Annotated in this window: 17 protein-coding genes; 9 read left to right on the top strand and 8 right to left on the bottom strand. The window is 72.4% G+C overall.

The window, feature by feature from the left end; all coding sequences use genetic code 11:
• Positions 1–144 precede the first annotated feature (144 nt).
• The 5 genes from ccrA to AB0M70_RS04410 all read left to right on the top strand — a co-directional run bounded on the left by ccrA (position 145) and on the right by AB0M70_RS04410 (position 5,054).
• A complete protein-coding gene (gene ccrA / locus AB0M70_RS04430) occupies positions 145–1,527 on the top strand; it encodes a crotonyl-CoA carboxylase/reductase (RefSeq protein ID WP_365816176.1) in 1,383 nt (460 codons plus the stop codon).
• Entirely contained in the window at positions 1,524–3,260 is a 1,737-nt protein-coding gene (locus AB0M70_RS04425) for a 3-hydroxyacyl-CoA dehydrogenase family protein (RefSeq protein WP_365816174.1), read from the top strand. The genes ccrA and AB0M70_RS04425 overlap by 4 nt, the downstream gene beginning before the upstream one ends.
• 112 nt (positions 3,261–3,372) lie before the next feature.
• The gene (locus AB0M70_RS04420) at positions 3,373–3,573 is read left to right on the top strand and encodes a hypothetical protein (protein WP_365816172.1); all 201 of its coding nucleotides are present in this window, start codon (positions 3,373–3,375) and stop codon (positions 3,571–3,573) included.
• Positions 3,570–4,865: a glutamate-5-semialdehyde dehydrogenase gene (locus AB0M70_RS04415; protein WP_365816170.1), complete on the top strand. Its 1,296-nt coding sequence runs from the start codon at positions 3,570–3,572 to the stop codon at positions 4,863–4,865. Before AB0M70_RS04420 ends, AB0M70_RS04415 begins: the two co-directional genes overlap by 4 nt.
• Positions 4,866–4,883: 18 nt before the next feature.
• Positions 4,884–5,054 carry a hypothetical protein gene (locus AB0M70_RS04410; RefSeq protein ID WP_365816168.1) on the top strand — a complete coding sequence of 57 codons (171 nt, stop codon included), beginning with the start codon at positions 4,884–4,886 and terminating at the stop codon, positions 5,052–5,054.
• Between the two features lie 917 nt (positions 5,055–5,971).
• Here AB0M70_RS04410 and proB read toward each other — a convergent pair.
• The 3 genes from proB to AB0M70_RS04395 form a co-directional block, all read right to left on the bottom strand.
• Entirely contained in the window at positions 5,972–7,138 is a 1,167-nt protein-coding gene (proB, locus tag AB0M70_RS04405; protein WP_365816167.1) for a glutamate 5-kinase, read from the bottom strand.
• An 89-nt stretch (positions 7,139–7,227) separates the two neighbouring features.
• Positions 7,228–8,238 (bottom strand): alpha/beta hydrolase, encoded by a 1,011-nt coding sequence (locus AB0M70_RS04400; RefSeq protein ID WP_365816165.1) that lies wholly within the window; start codon positions 8,236–8,238, stop codon positions 7,228–7,230.
• Positions 8,235–8,777, bottom strand: a complete 543-nt coding sequence (locus AB0M70_RS04395) for a WhiB family transcriptional regulator (protein WP_365816163.1) — start codon at positions 8,775–8,777, stop codon at positions 8,235–8,237. The genes AB0M70_RS04400 and AB0M70_RS04395 overlap by 4 nt, the downstream gene beginning before the upstream one ends.
• A gap of 749 nt (positions 8,778–9,526) precedes the next feature.
• On the opposite strand from AB0M70_RS04395, the gene AB0M70_RS04390 reads away from it, so the two are divergent.
• Positions 9,527–10,582: a PhlD gene (locus AB0M70_RS04390; protein ID WP_365816161.1), complete on the top strand. Its 1,056-nt coding sequence runs from the start codon at positions 9,527–9,529 to the stop codon at positions 10,580–10,582.
• A gap of 121 nt (positions 10,583–10,703) precedes the next feature.
• On the opposite strand, the gene AB0M70_RS04385 is transcribed toward AB0M70_RS04390, so the two are convergent.
• Positions 10,704–11,354: a TetR family transcriptional regulator gene (locus AB0M70_RS04385; protein WP_365816159.1), complete on the bottom strand. Its 651-nt coding sequence runs from the start codon at positions 11,352–11,354 to the stop codon at positions 10,704–10,706.
• 248 nt (positions 11,355–11,602) lie between these two features.
• On the bottom strand, positions 11,603–12,208 hold the full coding sequence (locus AB0M70_RS04380) for a TetR family transcriptional regulator (RefSeq protein ID WP_365816157.1): 606 nt from the start codon (positions 12,206–12,208) through the stop codon (positions 11,603–11,605).
• Between the two features lie 381 nt (positions 12,209–12,589).
• Between AB0M70_RS04380 and AB0M70_RS04375 the strand changes: the two genes are divergently transcribed.
• The 3 genes from AB0M70_RS04375 to AB0M70_RS04365 are packed head-to-tail and all read left to right on the top strand — an operon-like array spanning position 12,590 to position 15,596.
• Positions 12,590–13,693: a beta-ketoacyl-ACP synthase 3 gene (locus AB0M70_RS04375; protein WP_365816155.1), complete on the top strand. Its 1,104-nt coding sequence runs from the start codon at positions 12,590–12,592 to the stop codon at positions 13,691–13,693.
• Positions 13,690–15,327, top strand: coding sequence for an acyl-CoA carboxylase subunit beta (locus AB0M70_RS04370; RefSeq protein WP_365816153.1), 1,638 nt, complete (start codon positions 13,690–13,692; stop codon positions 15,325–15,327). The genes AB0M70_RS04375 and AB0M70_RS04370 overlap by 4 nt, the downstream gene beginning before the upstream one ends.
• 44 nt (positions 15,328–15,371) lie before the next feature.
• The gene (locus AB0M70_RS04365) at positions 15,372–15,596 is read left to right on the top strand and encodes an acyl-CoA carboxylase subunit epsilon (RefSeq protein WP_365816151.1); all 225 of its coding nucleotides are present in this window, start codon (positions 15,372–15,374) and stop codon (positions 15,594–15,596) included.
• Positions 15,597–15,609: 13 nt separating this feature from the next.
• On the opposite strand, the gene AB0M70_RS04360 is transcribed toward AB0M70_RS04365, so the two are convergent.
• The 3 genes from AB0M70_RS04360 to AB0M70_RS04350 form a co-directional block, all read right to left on the bottom strand.
• Positions 15,610–16,176, bottom strand: coding sequence for a TetR family transcriptional regulator (locus tag AB0M70_RS04360; protein ID WP_363207805.1), 567 nt, complete (start codon positions 16,174–16,176; stop codon positions 15,610–15,612).
• A gap of 110 nt (positions 16,177–16,286) precedes the next feature.
• Entirely contained in the window at positions 16,287–17,987 is a 1,701-nt protein-coding gene (locus tag AB0M70_RS04355; protein WP_365816149.1) for an FAD-dependent oxidoreductase, read from the bottom strand.
• Between the two features lie 69 nt (positions 17,988–18,056).
• Positions 18,057–19,328 carry an MFS transporter gene (locus AB0M70_RS04350; RefSeq protein WP_365816147.1) on the bottom strand — a complete coding sequence of 424 codons (1,272 nt, stop codon included), beginning with the start codon at positions 19,326–19,328 and terminating at the stop codon, positions 18,057–18,059.
• Positions 19,329–19,340: the final 12 nt, after the last annotated feature.

The raw sequence follows: 19,340 nt of genomic DNA, 5'->3' as shown, positions 1-19,340 counted from the left end.
TTCTTGAGTTGCCGTCAGTGGCCCGCACTCCGGCCTCCCCGGGCCCTTCCGGGGGCTTGCTGGGGTGCTCGGTCCATGCAAAACTCATCGCCAGTTGAGTTCACTGTTTGGTGAGTTTCCCTGTTCGGAAGGCGGTGCGTGACCATGCGCGAACTGGTGGAGGCGATCGAGGCCCCGGACTCGGTGCCGGCCGATGTGGCGGCCCTCAAGATTCCCGGCTCCTACCGCGCCGCCGTCCTGCGCAAGGAGGAGGCCGACATGTTCGAGGGCGTCGAGCTGCGTGACAGGACCCCGGCCGACTCCCTGCACATCCAGGAGGTGCCGACCCCGGAGCCGGGACCCGGCGAAGTCCTGGTGGCGGTGATGGCGAGCGCGGTGAACTACAACACCGTGTGGAGCGCCCTCTTCTCGCCCGTGCCGACCTTCGCCTTCCTCGAGCGGTACGGCAGGCTCGGCGGCCTCGCGGCGCGCCACGACCTGCCCTACCACGTCATCGGCTCCGACCTGGCGGGCGTGGTCCTCAAGTCCGGCCCAGGAGTGCGACGTTGGCACGCGGGCGACCGTGTGGTCGCCCACTGCGTGTCCGTCGAACTCGAAGGCGCGGAAGGGCACGGCGACGCGATGCTCGACCCCGAGCAGCGCATCTGGGGGTTCGAGACGAACTACGGCGGCCTCGCCGAACTCTCCCTCGTCAAGGCCAGCCAGCTCCTGCCCAAGGCCGAGCACCTCACCTGGGAGGAGGCCGCATCGCCCGGCCTGGTCAACTCCACTGCCTACCGCCAGCTCGTCACCAACAACGGCGCCGGCATGAAGCAGGGCGACAACGTCCTCATCTGGGGCGCCGCCGGCGGACTCGGCTCGTACGCGACCCAGCTCGCCCTGGCCGGCGGCGCCACGCCCATCTGCGTCGTGTCCTCGCCGGAGAAGGCCGAACTGGCCCGCCGCATGGGCGCCGAGCTCATCATCGACCGCGCCGAGGAGGGCTACCGCTTCTGGCGCGACGAACGCACCCAGGACCGCAAGGAGTGGCGGAGGCTCGGCGAGCGCATACGGGAGCTGACCGGGGGAGAGGACCCCGACATCGTCTTCGAGCACCCGGGCCGCGAGACCTTCGGCGCGAGCGTGTACGTCGCCCGCAAGGGCGGCACCATCGTCACCTGCGCGTCCACCGCGGGCTACAACCACGAGTACGACAACCGCTATCTGTGGATGTCCCTGAAACGTATCGTCGGCTCGCACTGCGCCCACTACCGCGAGGCATGGGAGGCCAACCGTCTCATCGCCAAGGGCAAGATCCACCCCACCCTCTCGCGGACCTACGCCCTCGACGAGGTCGGCGACGCCGTGGAGTCCCTGCACCGCAACGCACACCACGGCAAGGTCGGCGTGCGCTGCCTCGCACCCGCCGAAGGCCTCGGCGTCACGGCCCCCGAGTTCCGTGAACGCCACGAGACGGCCATCAACCGCTTCCGCGCCGCGCCCCCGGCCCAGCACCAACTCCCCACCATGGAAGGGGTGGCGGCGTGACCGTCGACCACACAACACTCGCGGTGGTGGGCCTGGGCGGCATCGGCTCCGCGCTCGCCCGCAGGGCCGCCCTCGGCGGTCTGGACGTCATCGTCCTCGACAAGGACACGCCGACCACACGCCACCGGGCCGCGACACTCTTCGACACGGCCCTCGCGGACGGGACGGTCACCCCCGACCAGGCCCGCGAAGCCGACGGGCGCATCCGCCGCGCCGAACGATGGGAGGATCTCGCCGGGGCGGCCACGGTCGTCGAGGCGGTGCCCGAGCGACGCACCGTCAAGGTGGACGTCCTGCGCGCCGTCGCCCGCGCCTGCCCGCCCGGCACGGTCATCGCCAGCACGGCGGCCGCCCTCTCGCTCACCGACCTCGCGGCGGCCTGCGGTCGACCAGGGCGGCTGGTCGGCCTCCAACTCCCGCTGCCCACCGCCGAGGTGGCCGAGGTCGGCCGCACGGTGATGGCGGACGACGACGCCCTCGAACAGGTCGAAGACCTCGTGGAACGGCTCGGCCTCCGCGCGGTCGGCGTCGGCGACCGGGCCGGACTGATCTCGTCGGCGCTGCTCTTCGGCTACCTCAACCAGGCCGTCACCATGTACGACCAGCAGGTCGCGAGCCGGGACGACATCGACGCCGCGATGCGGTTCGGCTGCGGACTGCCGCTCGGGCCGCTGCAACTGCTCGACGTCCTCGGCACGGACACCGCCTGCGACATCCTCACCGTGCTCGCCGAACGGTGGGACGAGCCCGCGCTGCGGCCCGCGCGCCGCCTGCGGCACATGGTCCTTGCCGGACTGCTCGGCCAGAAGTCGGGGCGCGGCTTCTACGACCACCGGGGCAGCGGCGAGACGTCGCCCGCACCCGAGACACGCTCCGGTTCGCCCGCCGTGCGGACGGTCGGGGTCGTCGGATCGGGCACCATGGCCGCCGGAATCGCCGAGGTCTTCGCGCTCTCCGGGTGCGCCACCGTCCTGGTCGGCCGCACCGACGACCGTGCCAAGTCGGCCTGGCAGGCGGTGTCCCGCTCGACGGGCCGCTCCCTGAAGCGCGGACGGCTCGACGAGACGACACGCGACGCCGCCCTGGGCCGCCTGACCCCCAGCAGCGATCTGACGCAACTCGCCGACTGCGACCTGGTGATCGAGGCCGTCGCGGAGGACCTGGCCGTCAAGAAGCAACTCTTCCGCGAGCTGGGGGAGGTCTGCCGGCCGGGCGCGCTCCTTGCCACCACCACGTCGAGCCTGCCCGTGATCGAGTGCGGACTCGCGTCGGGACGCCCCGCCGACGTACTGGGACTGCACTTCTTCAACCCGGCACCCGTGATGCGCCTCGTCGAGGTGATCGGCTCCCTGGAGACCGCCCCCGAGCACGTCGCCACCGCCCGCGAGCTCTGCCGCACGCTCGGCAAGCATCCGGTGCGCTGCATGGACCGGCCGGGCTTCATCGTCAACGCCTTGCTCTTCCCCTACCTCAACGGCGCGGTGCGGCTCGCCGAGAGCCACTACGCCACCGTCGACGACATCGACGCCGTCATGAAGCTGGGCTTCGGCTACCCGCTCGGCCCCTTCGAGCTCCTCGACGTCATCGGCCTCGACATCTCGCTGAGCATCCAGCACATCCTGCACGCCGCCGACGGCAACCCCGCGACCGCGCCCGCGCCCCTCATGGAGCACCTGGTCGCCGCGGGCCGGGCCGGGCGCAAGGCAGGGGCGGGGTTCCGGGTCCATGCGTGAGGGGCCGACCGCCGAGGGCGTGAGGGAAGGGAATCGGATGAACGACGACATGAGCACCAACATAAGAACCGAGACGGGCCCTGAAACGAGCCCTGAAACGGGCACTGGGGGGTTGGGCGTCGAGACAGGCGCCGAGCACGGGCGGGACCACCGCAGGGCCCTCCGCAGGGCCGAGATCGAGGTCGGCGTCGACGCCATCGCGCGGGCCATGCTGGCCGAGCTCACCGGATGGCCCGACCTGGATCCCTTCGTCCGTGGGCTCTGCGCGGCCCCCGAAGCGGGACAGCCGCTGCGGGAAGGCGCGAGCCGATGAGCACCTCGACACCGGTGGCCGCGAAGACGGTCCGGGAAGCGGCGGAGGCGGCCCGGGTCGCCGCGGCCCGGCTTGCCGCCACGACGGGGGCCGAGCGTGACTCCGCGCTCCGCGCGATCGCGGGGGCCCTCACCGACCGGGCACCGGAGATCCTGGCCGCGAACAAGCGGGACATGGACGACGCTCGCGCGGCCGGGCGCCCGCAGGCGGTGCTCGACCGGCTCGCCGTCTCCGACTGTCAGCTCGCCGGCCTCACGGACATGACGCGTGGCGTGGCCGCCATGGCCGACCCCGTCGGAACGGTCACCAGTGGCTCCGTCCTGCCCAACGGCCTGGAGGTCCGCCAGATCAGGGTGCCCCTCGGTGTCGTCGGCATGATCTACGAGGGCCGGCCCAACGTCACCGTCGACGCGGCCGTGCTCTGCGTCAAGAGCGGCAACGCGGCGCTGCTGCGCGGCTCCTCGGCCGCCCGGCACACCAATGCCGCGTTGATCGCCGTGATGCGGGACGCGGTGGCGGAGACGGCGCTGCCGGCCGACGCGATCCAGGGAGTACCCGGCGACACGCACGCCTCCGTGACGGAACTCATGGCGCTGCGCGGGTTGGTGGACGTACTGATACCGCGGGGCGGCCGGGAGCTGATCGAGACCACCGTGCGTGAGGCGGCGGTCCCGGTGATCGAGACGGGCGTGGGGAACTGCCACGTCTACGTAGACGAACACACCGACATGGAACGGGCGTTGAGCATCCTGATCAACGCCAAGACGCAACGTCCGTCCGTCTGTAACGCGGCGGAGACGCTGCTCGTGCACGAGGCCGTGGCGCCCGCGTTCCTGCCGCGCGCGCTCGCGGAGCTCGCCCGGCACGGGGTCACCGTGCACGGTGACGCCCGCGTCCTCGCCGCGGCGTCCGCTGTTCCGTCCGCTGCGGGCGAGCCGGTGGTCGTCGCGGCCACGGAGGAGGACTGGGACCGCGAGTACCTCGCGGCGGACATCGCGGTCGCCGTGGTCGACTCGCTGGACTCGGCGGTCGAGCACATCCGCCGCCACGGCACCGGGCACACCGAGGCGATCGTCACCGAATCCCAGTCCGCGGCCCGCAGGTTCGTCCTCGCCCTGGACACGGCGGTCGTCGCCGTCAACGCGTCGACGAGGTTCGCGGACGGCGGCGAGCTGGGCCTCGGCACCGAACTCGGCATCTCCACGCAGAAGTTGCACGCGCGCGGGCCGATGGGCGTTATCGCGCTGACGACCACGAAATACGTCCTGGTGGGCGACGGTCAGATCCGGTAGTTCAAGGAGGAACGGGCCATGCATGTACGCATCATCACCGCCACGGAACCTTCCGGAAGGTTCCTGTACGAGGACAGCCGTCCAAGGGACCGCTTCCCCCGCACCGCCGCCCCCGTGCCACCCTGGCTCGGCCTCGCAGGAGCGGAGGACGATTCGACGGAACCGCACATCGTGCGGGGCATCGACTGAGGGCTCACGCGAACCGCACACGGAAGGCGCCCACGCGAGACGCTCGCGCGGGCGTCTTCTGGCGACGGGTCACGCACACCTCAGCGCATCGCTTCCGTCGCCGGTCCGGCGGCCGGCTGCACCCGGATGGTGATGCGTCGTGGTGCGGGCGCCGGGGGTTGCCGCGGCACGGTCGAGGGGCCCGGACCGCCGCACCTGTGCCGCCTTGGCTCGGCCTGGCAGGTGCGGAGGATGATCCGGCGGAGCCGCGCATCGTGGGGGGCTTCGACTGAGGGGCCATGTGAGCCGCACATCGAAAGGCGCCCACGCGAGAGGAGCGTGCGGGGGTGATGTGTCGTGGTGCGGGCGCCGGGGGGTGCCGCGGCACGGCCGATGGGCCCGGACCGTCGCTCCCGTGCCGCCCTGGCACTCGCGGAGCACGATCCGGCGGAGCCGCGCATCGTGCGGGCTTCGAGTGAGGGACCATGCGAGCCGTACCGAAAGGCGCCCACGCGAGAGGGTCGCGCGGGGTGATGCGTCGTGGTGCGGGCGCCGGGGGTTGCCGCGGCACGGTCGAGCGGCCCGGACCGCCGTACCCGTGCCGCCCTGGGTCGGCCTGGCAGGCGCGGTGGATGATCCGGCGGAGCCGCGCATCGTGGGGGGCTTCGACTGAGGGTCCATGTGAGACGCACACCGAAAGGCGCCCACGCGAGGGGATCGCGCGGGGGTGATGCGTTGTGGTGCCGGCCCCGGGGGCTGCCGCGGCACGGCCGAGAGGCACGGACCGCCCTGGCTCGGCCTTGGAGGAGCGGAGGACGATCCGGCGGAGCCGCGCATCGTGCGGGGCGTCGACTGAGGGATCACGCGAGCCGTACACCGAAAGGCGCCCGCGCGAGAGGATCGCGCGGGCGCCTTTCAACTACGGCGTCACGTACACCTCAGCGCATCGCCTCCGTCGCCATCCCGGCAGCCGGTCGCACCCGGATGGTGATGCGTCGTGGTGCCGGCGCCGGGGACTGCCGTGGCACGGTCGAGGGGCCCGGGAGGAGTAGGACGAGGTCGTCCAGGCTGACCAGTTCGGTGTCCGAGTGGCCCAGCAGGGGCGGGAGTTCACGTGCGTCCAGGTTGACGAGGCCCCGCGCGACGACCTGTCCGGCCGGGGAGATCAGCTCCACGGGATCGCCCGCGGCGAAGTCGCCGTCGGCGTACGTCACGCCGGTGGCCAGGACAGGGCCCGCCCGGCCCGCGAGAGCCCTGGCGGCGGCCGCGTGCAGGTGCAGCGCCCCGCAGGGGCTGCTCGCGTGCTCCAGCCACAGGAGATGGTCGGCGGCGCGTGCGCCCGTGCGGTGGAAGTAGGTGCCCGTGTCCCGGCCTGCCAGCGCGTCCGTCGCGTGCCGGGCGGCGGTGAGGACGACCGGGATGCCCGCGTCGGTGGCGATGCGCGCGGCCTCCACCTTGGTGACCATGCCGCCGGTGCCGACGCCCGCGCTGCCGGTGCTGCCGATCTCCACGCCCGCCAGATCGCCGGGGCCACGGATCTCGCTGATGCGGCGCGACCCCGGCCGGTCCGGAACGCCGTCGTACAGGCCGTCCACGTCGGACAGCAGGATGAGCGCGTCGGCCCGCACCAGATGGGCGACGAGCGCCGCGAGCCGGTCGTTGTCGCCGAACTTGATCTCCGCGGTGGCCACGGTGTCGTTCTCGTTCACCACCGGCAGCGCGCCCATGGCGAGCACCTGCTCCAGCGTGCGGTACGCGTTGCGGTAGTGCGCCCGGCGGCTGACGTCCTCCGCGGTGAGCAGCACCTGCCCGACCCGCACCCCGTAGCGCGCGAAGGAGGCGGTGTACCGGGCGACGAGCAGCCCCTGCCCCACGCAGGCGGCGGCCTGCTGCCGCGCCAGGTCGTGCGGGCGGGCCGCGAGGCCCAGCGGTGCGAGGCCGGCCGCGATGGCACCGGAGGAGACGAGCACGACCTCGACGCCCGCCGCCTTCGCACGCGCAAGCACATCCACGAGTGCGTCGACGCGATCGGAGTCGAGCCCTCCGGCAGCGGTGGTGAGCGAGGACGAGCCGACCTTGACCACGATGCGGCGGGCGGCGAGCACGTCGGCCCTCGGACCGTGGGTTCTCGGCCCGTCGGTTCTCGGGCCGTCGGTTCTCGGGCCGTCGGTCCTCGGCCCGTGGGCCGAGCCCGTCACCGGCTCGCCGCAGTCGACATGCCACTGCCCCAGGAGAGTCCGTGCGCCCCCTCGCGCAGCAGCGCGTGCACCGTCTCCACCACCAGGACCGGCTGCTCGTACGGAAGGTCGTGGCCGTGGCCCGGCACCGTCTGCAGGGTCGCGCCCGGTATCTCGGAGGCGAGGGCCCGCGCCTGTTCGGGCGGTGTGTAGCGGTCGAGTTCGCCCACCAGGACCCGGGTGGGGACGTTGCCGAGCGCACGGATGCGGCCCGCGCAGTCATGCGAGGTCAGGGCCGAGTAGAACTCGGCGATCGCCAGGACCGGCACGTCACGGAAGGCGCGCGCGTTGGCGCGGACCGCCTCGGTGGTGGGCCCGGGGCCGAAGACCGCACGCCACAGCGGCGCCGTGGTCGGGTGGGAGAGCGGGCCGGTCAGGAGGCGGTGGGCGGTGCGCGCCGCGCGGGGCGAGCGCAGCAGACGGTCGGCGACTTTCCGCTGGGTCCGTGCGCGCCGCCGGGACCCGGGCGCGCCCGTCGGTCCAGGACGGTCGTTCAGGGCGCTCAGCGTCGCGCCGACCTCGTTGAGCGAGGTGGAGATCAGGCCCACGCCCACCACGTCCGTGCCGAACAGGCCGGGCCGCCGCGCGGCGAGTTCCTGGATGGCCATGCCTCCCATGGAGTGGCCGACCAGGATCACGGGCCTGCCGTCACGCGCCGCGTCGGCCAAGACCAGGGCCAGGTCGGCGCAGAGCAGCTCCATGTCGAGGACGGCGCTGCCCCGCGTCGAACGGCCGTGCCCGCGCTGGTCGAAGCTGATGGCCCGCAGGGCGGGAAAGCCGGGGCGCGGCCGGGTCAGCGCGTCGATGTGCGGACGCCAGTCGAGGGCGGACATCGTCCAGCCGTGACAGAGGATCACGCTGAGCGGAGCATCGGGATCACCGTGCGTGGAAACGGCGAGCTCGGCCCCGTCAGGCGTACCCAGCACATGAACCTGATGACGCGGCTCGACCGCAGCGGCGGTACTCATGACGCCTTCCTGTGCTCGGCGGGGAGCGCCGGGGCCGGTTCGGCGGGGAGCGGCGCGGCCGAGGCGTCGTAGCCGCAGGCCGAGGCGAACTCGGCTGTGCGCCAGGCGTGCTGGACCTGGCCGAAGGTCATGCCGAGCGCCGTGGCGATACGCGTCTGGCCCCACCCCCGGCGGCGCAGGAACCACACGTAGGCCGAGCGCTCCTGGGGGCGGGGCTTGCTGCGCCTGCCGCCGCTCTCCAGGAACTGGTGGAGATCGCCGCTGAGCGCGTGGACCGTGCCGGCCACACGCCGCAGCTCCCGGCGCTCCCGGACGGTGAGCCCGCCCCATATGCCGGCGCTCTCCTCGTGCGCGAGCGCCTCGCCCAGGCAGTCGGCGACCACCGGGCAGCTCGCGCAGAGCCGTTTGGCGGCCGCCTCCGCCTCCGTGTCGTCCGGGCTCCGCCCCGAGGGGAAGAAGGTGTCCGGATCACAGTCACGGCAGGCCGCCCGCTCCACCCAGGGTGCCCCGAGCGTGTGCTGATTCGCTGGTGCGTACATGTCGGTCGGCCCTTCCCTCGCTTCATCGCGGCCCCGAACCGATGCGGAACCGCCCCCTCAATGACCTGAAGACGACCATGGCGAGCGGCGGCGCCCACGGCGTGCCGAAGTCGTGGTGATGCCGTCCCACTGGTGTCGAGAATAAAGTCAACACCCAATGATTTCAATGGGTGTTGAGCTCAATCCGAATGGCCGGAAGGCGGCGCCACGGACCCGTGGTGCCTGCATGAACCGGCCCCGTCGTCCGCGCCGGCAGGTGATGTCCCAGGTGAGCGGCCCCGGCCTGCCGGGGCGCAGGCACTGTGACCACGAGGTGGTCACGCGGCGCCCATTCTGTGGATTCCTCGCGTGTTGAAATCAAGTCTTGCTGGAGCCAACTCGCTTGGCGTACGGTCCCCATGGCTCAAACCACACGGATCCGCATCGGGTCCCGGGGGAGTGCCGACGGACGTGCCCTGGCTGTGCCCCGGCACCGGCCGACGCACCCCCCAGCACCAGGCAGCCCAGATCCACGCTCTTGAACGCCACGCGTCATCGAGCTCGACGTTCTTCATCCGCGCTGTACGGCGCTCCCAACGGGGGGAGCACGGTCAACACCTGAAGGGGTGTTTTACGTGCATTTACTGCCATTGCGAGAGCTGACGAACGGACCGGCGGCCGCCATCCCCACAGATGTCACGGCGCCCCATGCCGCTCGAAGCCCGGGCTCGCGTTCAGTTCGCCACTGTCCGAGCGTCTTGGAGGTTCCCATGCCGGTCGTCAGCGCACCTGTCGTAGCCCTTCCCCGCCATCAGGTCGACACCGATGAACTCCTCAGCGTGCTGAGCGAGTTGTACGTCGACCACCCGAGGCTCGAAGCCATCCACACGGCCATCCGTGCCACGTCCGTACGGTCACGCTGGTACACCCGCCCGCTGGCCGAGCAGTTCAGTACCGACGTGCCCGTCGTGGAGCGGATGCGCACCCACCTGCGCGACTCCCTCGACCTGGCGGAGAACGCCGCCCGGGGGGCGCTGTTCGAGTCGGGCCTCGAGCCCGGCGACATCACCAACCTGGTGGTGACGAGCGCCACCGGACACACCATGCCCGGCCTCGACATCCACCTGATGGAGCGGCTCGCCCTGCCCTGCTCGGTCCGCCGGCTCCCGGTGACCCAACTCGGCTGCGGGGGAGGGGCGTTCGCCCTCACCCGGGCCAGGGATCTGGTCGCCGCGCGGCCCGACGCGACGGTGCTGGTCGTCTGCGCCGATGTCTACAGCCACTATCTGCACCCGGCCGACACCGGCATGGACGGCATGATCTTCAAGGGGCTCATCGGCGACGCCGCGGGCGCCTGCGTGGTGCGCGCGGGGTCGGACGGCCCGCACATGGAGCTCAACGAGCCCTGGGAGTACCTGCTCCCCGGCAGCCGCGACATCGTGGGGAGCTACGTCGACTCCGACGGGCTGCACGCGCACAACGCCCCACGGCTGCTGCGGGCGGTGCAGGACATCGCGCCGCGCCTCAGGGAGTGGCTCGAGCGAACGGCGCCACACGGTGCGGACGCGCGGCCGGGGTTCGTCGTCTCGCACTCCGGCAGCCCGAAGATCCTGGACGCCGTGATGGCGGGCCTCGGCTGCCCGCCGGAGATGGTGGACCTGTCCAGGGACTCCCTGCGCGAGCTCGGCAACGTCGGCTCGGCCTCGGTCCTCGACGTACTGGAAAGGACCTTTGCCAAGCCGCCGGGCGACGGTGACGAGGGGCTGCTGCTCGCGCTCGGCCCCGGCATCTCGCTCATCGCCTCGAAGATCACCTGGCGGGCCTGACGCGGGATACGTCAACTGCCCTCGGGGGAGGAACAGTTGGCAGGCCGGGGGATTCCCTTCGGGGGGTTCCCCGGCCTCCGTCCCGATGACTCGGGTCAGGCCTCGGGCTCGGCGGGCCGGTTCAGTCCTGGTCCTCGGGGCTGATGTCCGCGAGGTCCGGGACATTCGGGAGGTCCAGCGAGGCGAGCCGCAGGTTCAGGGTGGGTGTCACCCAGCGGATGATGTCCTCGAAGTCCATCGAGGCCAGGGGTTCGACCTTGAGGACGTAGCGGATGATGGCGACGCCCGCCAGGTGGGACGAGGCGAGGGCCGAGACGATGGACGCGTCCGGGTGGTCCTTGAAGACCATCTGCCCGGCCCAGTTCTTGATGCTTGTCTCGATCCGGTCCCGCAGGAGATCGGAGGTGGCGCTGTCGGCGAGCCCCGCGCGGTAGATGGCGGTCATCGCGTACCGCGTGTCCTCGTGCTCCCAGAAGTTCAGGTACGTCCGGGCCAGCCACGCGGCGGTCCGGGTCGAACCGTCGGGCTGGGGCGCGTCGAACTCGTCGAAGGCGGCGGAGACGCTCAGCCGGGACTCGACCGCCGCGCGGAAGACCCCTTCCTTGTTGCTGAAGAAGTGATGCACGAGCGCCGGGTCCACCTGTGCTGCCTCGGCGATGGAGCGGATGGTCGTGCTCGTGTAGCCGCGGTCCGCGAAGAGATGGAGCGCGGCCACCAGGATCTGCTCGCGCGTGCCGCTGTCGCCGGGCCGTCGGCCACTGCGTGCGCGCAACGGCCTCGGCTTCTTGCCGGGCGGCTTCTGAGGGGACGTGGACTGTCGGGCGGACGTCGCTGGTCCGTCCGTGCGCCTGGGTGTCATGGAATCACTGCACTTCGGGGGGTGTCAGAGCGGCTAATTCATTGCTTAGTGAAAACATCCTAACAGGCGCTAACCGAGGACTCCAGAGGCGTGCGTCGATCTTGGCGCGGAGTCGTGCCCCGTACCGGCGGGCCGGCCCCGGGCGGCTGCCGGCGGGCGGTTCACCGGGAGTTGGCGGGTCCCATCAGGGTCCGGCGCAGCCCCGGGGCGAGCGTTTCGATCACCGTTTCGAGGTCGGCGGAGGCGACGGCCTCGACCCCGATCAGGTGCCGGACGATCGCGGTGCCGCCGAGCTGGGCGCCGAAGAGCGCGGTGCGCAGATCCGCGTCCGGGCCGGGCAGCCGGTGGTCGACCTGGCCGTTGAGGGACTCCGATATGCAGGTGCGCAGGACCGCGGAGGCGTCCCGGTCGGAGAGGGCGATGCGGTAGACCTCCACCAGCGGGGACTCCTCGTCGCCGGGCTCCCACAGGGGCAGGTAGCTGCGGGCGAGGCGGGTCGGCAGATCGTCGTCGATGCCCACCGCGACCTCGGGCGCGAGCAGCCCGGCCACCTTGAAGGTCCGCCGGAGCAGGGCGGCGAAGACCTCGGCCTTGTCGGCGAACAGCGCGCGGGCGAGCTCCGGTTCGAGGCCCGCCTGGTCGGCGAGGTCGTCCAGGCTCGTCTGGCGGTAGCCGCGCTCGACGAAGAGTGTGCGGGCCGCGGAGACCAGGGCCTGGGCGGCCTCGGTCCGCTGGGTGTCCACGAGACTCTCGGTGGTGGTGGTCATGGTGCATCTCCCGTTGGTGTGTGGCATGGCGACGCTGTGCCGATGGCGTCGTCAAGGGGAGCGCCGTGTGACGAGACCCGTGCTTGACGGCCGCCGGGTGCGGGTGTTCCCCCGCTGAATTATTTCACGATGCAGTGAACTCTACTGGCGTTGAATTCGTCAAGTGACCGAGATGTGCGCGGTGTTGTGCGCTTCGGCGGTCAACGTCGGCGCGGCGGTGGGGGCTTGGCGGGCGAGCGCGTGTGTGCGAAACTCCACAAGCGATGAGTTCATCGTTTGTGGAGTTGTGGGCTCCCGCAACCACCCGGACAGCACGGGCAGTCGACGCCCGTGGGAGCGCCCCCAGTGGAACCGCGGTTCGCACCGCGCCGAGGAGGAATCGTGCAGTCGATCGGCATCGTCGGAGTGGGGTCCTACCTGCCCGAGACCGTCATCACCAACGAGGAGATCGGGCGCGGCGCGGGCGTGAGCGACGAGTGGATCGTCCGCAAGACCGGCATCCGCGAACGGCGCAGGGCCGCGGCCCACGAAGCCACGTCCGACCTGGCCGCCGCGGCGGCACAACACGCGCTTGCCAGGGCAGGTTTGACGGCGGATCAGCTCGCGTACGTCGTGGTCGCCACCTCGACCCCGGACCATCCGCAGCCCGCCACGGCCGCCCTCGTGCAGAACCTGATCGGCGCGACCCGGGCCGCCGCCTTCGATGTCAACTCCGTGTGCAGCGGCTACGTCTACGCGCTCAAGGCCGTCGAACGGATGCTGGCCGGCGCGCCCGCCGACGAGCCGCGCCACGGCCTGGTCATCGGCGCCGACATCTACTCCCGCATCCTCGACTACGCCGACCGGCGGACCGCCGTGCTCTTCGGGGACGGCGCGGGGGCCACGGTCCTGGGCCCGGTGGCGCCCGGCCTCGGCCTGCACAGGATCTCCCTGACCTCGCGCGGTGACGCACACCGGCTGATCGGCGTCGCCGCGGGCGGCAGCCGTCACCCGGCCTCGCCGGCCACCGTGACCGAGGGCGGCCACTACTTCCGGATGGACGGCCGCGGCGTACGCGACTTCATCCAGCGCACGCTGCCGGACGAGATCGGCGGGCTGCTGCGACGCGCCGGCGTCCCCGCCACCGCCGTACGCCACTTCGTCCCGCACCAGGCCAACGGCATCATGCTCGCCGACCTCTGGCCCGGACTCGGCATGGACCGCGCCGCACTGCACCTCACCCTGGAGCGGTACGCCAACACCGGGGCCGCATCGGTGCCGATCACCCTGGCCGAGATGGACCGCGCGGGAGCGGCGGCACCCGGCGACCCGGTCGTGCTCGCCGCGTTCGGCGGCGGCATGAGCCTCGGGACCGCGCTCCTGACGTGGAGCATGTCGCCGCAGGCCAACGCCCGTACCACGCGCCGGAGTTCAGCGGTGGCCGACGCCCTGTGCAACGTCCCCGACCTGCTCGCGGCGGGCGGACCCGCGCCGCTGGCGTCATGAGCGCGCCGAGCGGGTGGGCCGGCGGAACGCCCTCCACGGGCCCCGCGCCGGACCCCGACACCCTCACTCCGGACGCCTTCGCCCCGGACGCCCGTGGCCGCGTGGCCCGGCTGCGCGCCATCCGCGAACTCGCCGAGAACGGCCCCTCCGAGAAGGCCACCGCCGCCCAGCACGCCAAGGGCAAGCTCACCGCGCGCGAACGCATCGCGCTGCTGCTCGACGACGCCACCTTCCAGGAGGTCGAGCCGCTGCGGCGGCACCGCGCGCAGGGCTTCGGCCTGGAGGAGAAGCGGCCCTACACGGACGGCGTGGTCACCGGCTGGGGCACCGTGCACGGCAGGACCGTGTTCGTGTACGCCCACGACTTCCGCATCTTCGGCGGCGCGCTCGGCGAGGCGCACGCCGCGAAGATCCACCGCATCATGGACATGGCCATCGCCGCGGGAGCACCGCTCGTCTCGCTCAACGACGGGGCGGGCGCCCGCATCCAGGAGGGCGTCACCGCGCTGGCCGGCTACGGCGGGATCTTCACCCGCAACGCCCGCGCCTCCGGTGTGATCCCGCAGATCAGCGTGATGCTCGGGCCCTGCGCGGGCGGCGCGGCCTACAGCCCCGCGCTCACGGACTTCGTGTTCATGGTGCGCGAGACCTCGCAGATGTTCATCACAGGACCCGACGTCGTGCAGGCCGTCACCGGGGAACAGGTGACGCACAACGGCCTGGGCGGCGCCGACGTGCACGCCACCGTCTCGGGCGTCGCGCACTTCGCGTACGACGACGAGCACAGCTGCCTGGAGGACGTCCGCTACCTCCTCTCGCTGCTGCCCCAGAACAACCGCGAGACCGCGCCCGCCGTGGCACCCGACGACCCCGAGGACCGGCTGTGCGACGCGCTCACCGACCTGGTGCCGGTCGACGGGAACCGCCCCTACGACATGCGCCGCGTCATCGAGGAGATCGTCGACGACGGAGAGTTCCTCGAGGTGCACGAGCGCTGGGCGACGAACGTCGTCGTCGCGTTCGCGCGGCTCGGCGGGCAGGTCGTGGGCATCGTCGCCAACCAGCCGCAGTCCCTCGCCGGCGTCCTGGACATCGACGCGAGCGACAAGGCGGGGCGCTTCGTGCAGCTCTGCGACGCCTTCAACATCCCGCTGGTCACCCTGCTCGACGTACCGGGTTTCCTGCCCGGCGTCGACCAGGAGCACGGCGGCATCATCCGGCACGGGGCCAAGCTCCTCTACGCGTACTGCAACGCGACCGTCCCGCGGATCTCGCTCGTCCTGCGCAAGGCGTACGGCGGCGCGTACATCGTCATGGACTCCCGCTCCGTGGGCGCGGACCTCTCGTACGCCTGGCCCACCAACGAGATCGCGGTGATGGGCGCGGAAGGCGCCGCGAACGTGATCTTCCGGCGCCGGATCCAGGCGGCCGACGACCCCGACGCGATGCGCGAGCAGATGGTCAAGGAGTACAAGGCCGAGCTCATGCACCCCTACTACGCCGCCGAACGCGGACTCCTCGACGACGTGATCGACCCCGCCGACACCCGCCGGGTCCTCGTCGGCGCCCTGCGCATGCTGCGGACCAAGCACGCGGAGCTCGCGGCACGCAAGCACGGCAACCCGCCGCAGTAGGCGGCAGCCCACCCCGCCCGTCCGACTTCGCTGGAGGAACACACATGACCACCGCGACTCCCGCACAGCCCCTCGTTCGTGTCGTCAGGGGCGGCAGCGTCCTGGACGAGGAACTCGCCGCCCTGACGGCGGTGCTCCTTTCCCGCGCCGCGGCGGCGGGCCCCCAGGACGGCGCCGAGCCCGCCACGCAGTCCGTGTCCGTGGTCCCGCTGTGGGAGCGCCCCGGCCCGCAGTCCCCCTACCGCTCCCCGCTCAGCTGGCGCAACTAGGTCTCGAAGAACCCTAGTTGGCCCAGAGGGCGGTGAGCAGGGAAGGCGCGACCAGCTTCGCCAGCGCCTGCACGGGCAGATCGGCGATCGGCTGCAGCCGCAGCAGATAGCGGGCGAACGCCACACCGAGCAATTGCGCCGCGACCAGACTCGTGTTGGACGCGGCGCGCTCGGCGCCGAGCACGCCCGTCAGGCTGCTGGTGAACTGCTGGTGCAGGATGCGCCGCAGCCGCTCGGCCGCCCGCTCGTTGGTCGCGGCGGACCGCAGGAGCAGCCGCAGGGAGCCCTCGTCCGTGTCGTTCTCCCACGGGGCGAGGAAATAGGTGACCAGGACGTACGGCAGCTGCTCCGGAGGCGTGCCGGTCAGGTCGGGGAGGCCCAGGTCGACGTCGAGAGCGGCGTCGAAGAGCTGGTCCTTGGTCCCGAAGTACCGCATGACCATCGAGGGGTCTATCGAAGCGGTGGCCGCGATGGCGCGGATGGTGGCCCGCTGATAGCCGTCGGCGGCGAAGTGCAGCCGGGCGGCGTACAGGATCGCCGCGCGCGTGCGGTGCGAACGTGTGGTCCCGCTGTGGTCCACGGCATCCCCTTTCTTGACCGGCCGGAAGCGGTGGTGGTGCGGTGCCGGCCGGGCGCGCGGCTTCAGCGGCGCGCACCCGGCCCTCGGTGCGGGAGAGGAGCCCGGGGCGTCTACGCCTCGGGCCGCGAGGACAGGCTTTCCGCGTCGGCCTGAGCAACCGCCTGAGCACCCGTCTGAGCGCCCGCCTGAACGCCCGCCTGGTCGCCCGCCCGGCCGTCCGCGTGGGCTTCCGGCGCGGGAGCCGGAGCGGTTCGCGGCGGTCGCGCGGTCGGCGTCTCGTGCGTACGGCGGCTCGGTGCCGGCCCCTGGACCCCGCACCACCGGTGCAGTGCCTCGCTCACCCGGTCCTCGTCCGCGCCGCGCTCCTCCGGTCCGGCCACCCAGGCCGCGTACCCGTCGGGGCGGACCAACAGGAGCTCCACGCCCGCGAGTCCGGGCAGCGGACCGGCCACCCGGACCGGGCTCACCCGCGAGCCCCAGTCCTCGGCGAGCTTCGCCGCCGCCCCGTCGGCGGACAGGTCGACGAGCAGGAAACGGCCGTCACGCATCAGCTCGTACAGCCGCACCGGCGGCGCGTCGGGCCGCGGCACGCGCAGGTCGGGGACCCGCTGTCCGGCCCGGATCGGGAGGCCGCCGCCACGGCTGCCGCGCGGCGCGTAGCCGGCGCGCAGCCCGCTGATCGCCTCCCCCGCCACCCGCCTCGGCCCGCTGTGCGAAAGGAGCCGCGCGAGCACGGTGCGCCGCACCGTGTTGAGCACGGGGGAGGGGTTCGTGGCCAGGCGCGTCGCCCGGTCCGTGGCGCGCAGGATCTGCTCGGCGTGCGGGCGGCGCTCGGCCTCGTAGGAGTCGAGCAGGCCCGACGGCGCCCAGCCCTGCACCTCGGCGGCGAGCTTCCAGCCGAGGTTGACCGCGTCCTGGATGCCGAGGTTGATGCCCTGTCCGCCCAGCGGCGAATGCAGATGGGCCGCGTCCCCGGCCAGCAGGACCCGCCCCGTGCGGTACTGGTCGGCGATCCGCTGGTGGATCTTGAACCGGGCGAGCCAGGTCGGCTCGTAGGGCTCCGGGTCGAATCCGAGCGCCTCGGTCAGGAGTCCGCGCAGCTCGTCGAGGGTCACCGGGTCACGCGTCCACGGCCGGTCCCGGTGGGCCACCGCGAGACGGTACAGACCGTCGCCGTACGGCACCGAGAGCACGATCCCGCCCCCGCCGTTGCGCAGGAGCACGGCCTCCGGCGGCGGCTTGCGCAGCCGCACGTCGGCGAGGATCGGCGCGATGTCGTACGTCCGTCCCCGGAAGGCGATGCCCGCGAGTTCGCGTACGACGCTGTGGGCGCCGTCGCAGCCGACGACGAAGTCGGCGCTCTCCTCCCACTCCCCGGCGGGCGAACGCACCTGGAGGGTCACGCCCTTGCCGTCCTGGCCGAGGCCGAACACCTCGGCGTCCCGCTCGATGGTGACGCCGAGGTCGATCGCGCGCTGCTGGAGCACCGACTCGGTCCGGCTCTGCGGGATGACGTTGAGGTAGGGGAAGCGGGTGTCGAGCTCGGCGAAGTCGACGACCGCGCCGCGCGCCGGGACCATGCGGCGCACGGGCCGGCCGAGGGCCACCAGGTCGTCGGCGTGGCCGCGCAGGTCGAGGACTTCCATGGTCCTGCTGTAGAGGCCCATCGCGCGGGACTGCGCGGAGGGCGCGGTGCGGCGCTCCAGGACCGTGCAGGAGATCCCGGCGGCGGCCAGTTCGCAGGCCAGGGCGAGACCGGTGGGCCCGGCCCCGACGACGATGACGGACTGCTGAGGGGCGCTGGTGGCCACGGGGTCCTCCTTGGACTCGTACGGCTGTGGCGATGGCTGTGGCTGTTCGGTGGCTGGTGCGTGCGTGGTTCAGGGGGCGGTGGCGCCGGACCGCACGGGCCGGCCGGGTGCGGGCGTCGCGGTCCGCGGCAGCCCGAGGCGCGCGGCCCAGGTGCCCGCGCCGAGCACGAGCGCCCCGAGCAACAGCCAGCCCACCGGCCCCTGCTGGACCACGAGGAAGGTGATGACGAGCGGCCCGTACGTGTTGCGCGCGGCGTTGCCGAGGCTGAAGAACGCCAGATAGACCTGGCGCCGGTCCTCGGGCGCGAGGTCGTAGGAGATCGCCCAGGCCCCCGCCTGCTGGTGCATCTCCGCGAACGCCTGGAAGCCGACCGCCGCGAGGATCAGTGTCACGGCCGCCCAGACGGGCACCGCACCGCTGACCGCCAGGACGGCGCAGCACACGGCGAGCAGCAGGCCGCCCCGCCGCAGGGCACGCCCGCCGTCCGCCGCGCTCTGCGTGCCCCGGGTGGCGCGGACCTGGAAGAGCACGACGACGACGGTGTTGAGGACGAGCGTCCAGGCGATGGTGCCCCGCGGGATGTCGTCATGGGCGAGCACCCAGAGCGGCACGCCCGTGGTCAGTACGGTGACATGCAGGCTGACCAGGGAGTTCAACGAGGTCAGCGCGCTGAACCTGCGGTCCTTCAGGACGCTGAGGCGCTGCCGCCAGGGGAGCGGCCTGCCGCCGCCCGCGTCATGGCGGGGCGTCCGCAGCCGCAGGACCAGGGCCGCGGCGAGCACGAAGGAGAAGCTGTTGGCGTAGACGGTGCTCACGTACGCCGTGTCGCTCTCCCGCAGCAGCGCGGCGCCGGCCACCAGACCGCCCAGGGCGAGCCCCAGATTCTGCAGCGAGCGCGCGCGTCCCATGGCGCGGACCCGCTCCTCCTTGCCCACCGCCGCCCCGAAGAGCCCCTGCACGAGCGGCGAGGCCCCGCGGTCGGCGACCGCGAGGACGGAGACCACCACGAGGAACGCCCAGAAGTCCGAGGCCAGCGGGTAACAGAGGAGCAGCGCCGCCCGACCCAGATGCGCGGCGACCAGCATGCGGTGCGGGCCGACGCGGTCGGCGAGGACCCCGATCGGCACGAGGGACAGGAACGACAGGGCTCCGGCGACGGACAGGCCGATGCCGACCTGGCTCGTCCCCAGGTCCAGATACCGCGTGAAGAAGATGACGGAGACGGCCATGTAGAGGCCGCTCCCGAGGGCGTCGACGAACACGGCGGCGAGCAGGCTGCCCGCCGCACCGGGCAGCCTGAGCCGCCGTCCGTCGCGCGTGTGCTCCGTCGGACCTGTCATGTCGCCCTCGCC

The sequence above is a fragment of the Streptomyces sp. NPDC051214 genome (genome assembly GCF_040682375.1).
Classification (GTDB): Bacteria; Actinomycetota; Actinomycetes; order Streptomycetales; family Streptomycetaceae; genus Streptomyces.
The sequence above is the reverse complement of the archived record's forward strand: the minus strand, read 5'-3'. Positions and strand labels throughout refer to the sequence as shown.

Coding starts and splice junctions, on each gene's coding strand:
- ccrA (WP_365816176.1), top strand. CDS start 145: ATGCGCGAACTGGTGGAGGCGATCGAGGCCCCGGACTCGGTGCCGGCC.
- AB0M70_RS04415 (WP_365816170.1), top strand. CDS start 3,570: ATGAGCACCTCGACACCGGTGGCCGCGAAGACGGTCCGGGAAGCGGCG.
- AB0M70_RS04410 (WP_365816168.1), top strand. CDS start 4,884: ATGCATGTACGCATCATCACCGCCACGGAACCTTCCGGAAGGTTCCTG.
- AB0M70_RS04400 (WP_365816165.1), bottom strand. CDS start 8,238: ATGAGTACCGCCGCTGCGGTCGAGCCGCGTCATCAGGTTCATGTGCTG.
- AB0M70_RS04395 (WP_365816163.1), bottom strand. CDS start 8,777: ATGTACGCACCAGCGAATCAGCACACGCTCGGGGCACCCTGGGTGGAG.
- AB0M70_RS04390 (WP_365816161.1), top strand. CDS start 9,527: ATGCCGGTCGTCAGCGCACCTGTCGTAGCCCTTCCCCGCCATCAGGTC.
- AB0M70_RS04380 (WP_365816157.1), bottom strand. CDS start 12,208: ATGACCACCACCACCGAGAGTCTCGTGGACACCCAGCGGACCGAGGCC.
- AB0M70_RS04370 (WP_365816153.1), top strand. CDS start 13,690: ATGAGCGCGCCGAGCGGGTGGGCCGGCGGAACGCCCTCCACGGGCCCC.
- AB0M70_RS04365 (WP_365816151.1), top strand. CDS start 15,372: ATGACCACCGCGACTCCCGCACAGCCCCTCGTTCGTGTCGTCAGGGGC.
- AB0M70_RS04350 (WP_365816147.1), bottom strand. CDS start 19,328: ATGACAGGTCCGACGGAGCACACGCGCGACGGACGGCGGCTCAGGCTG.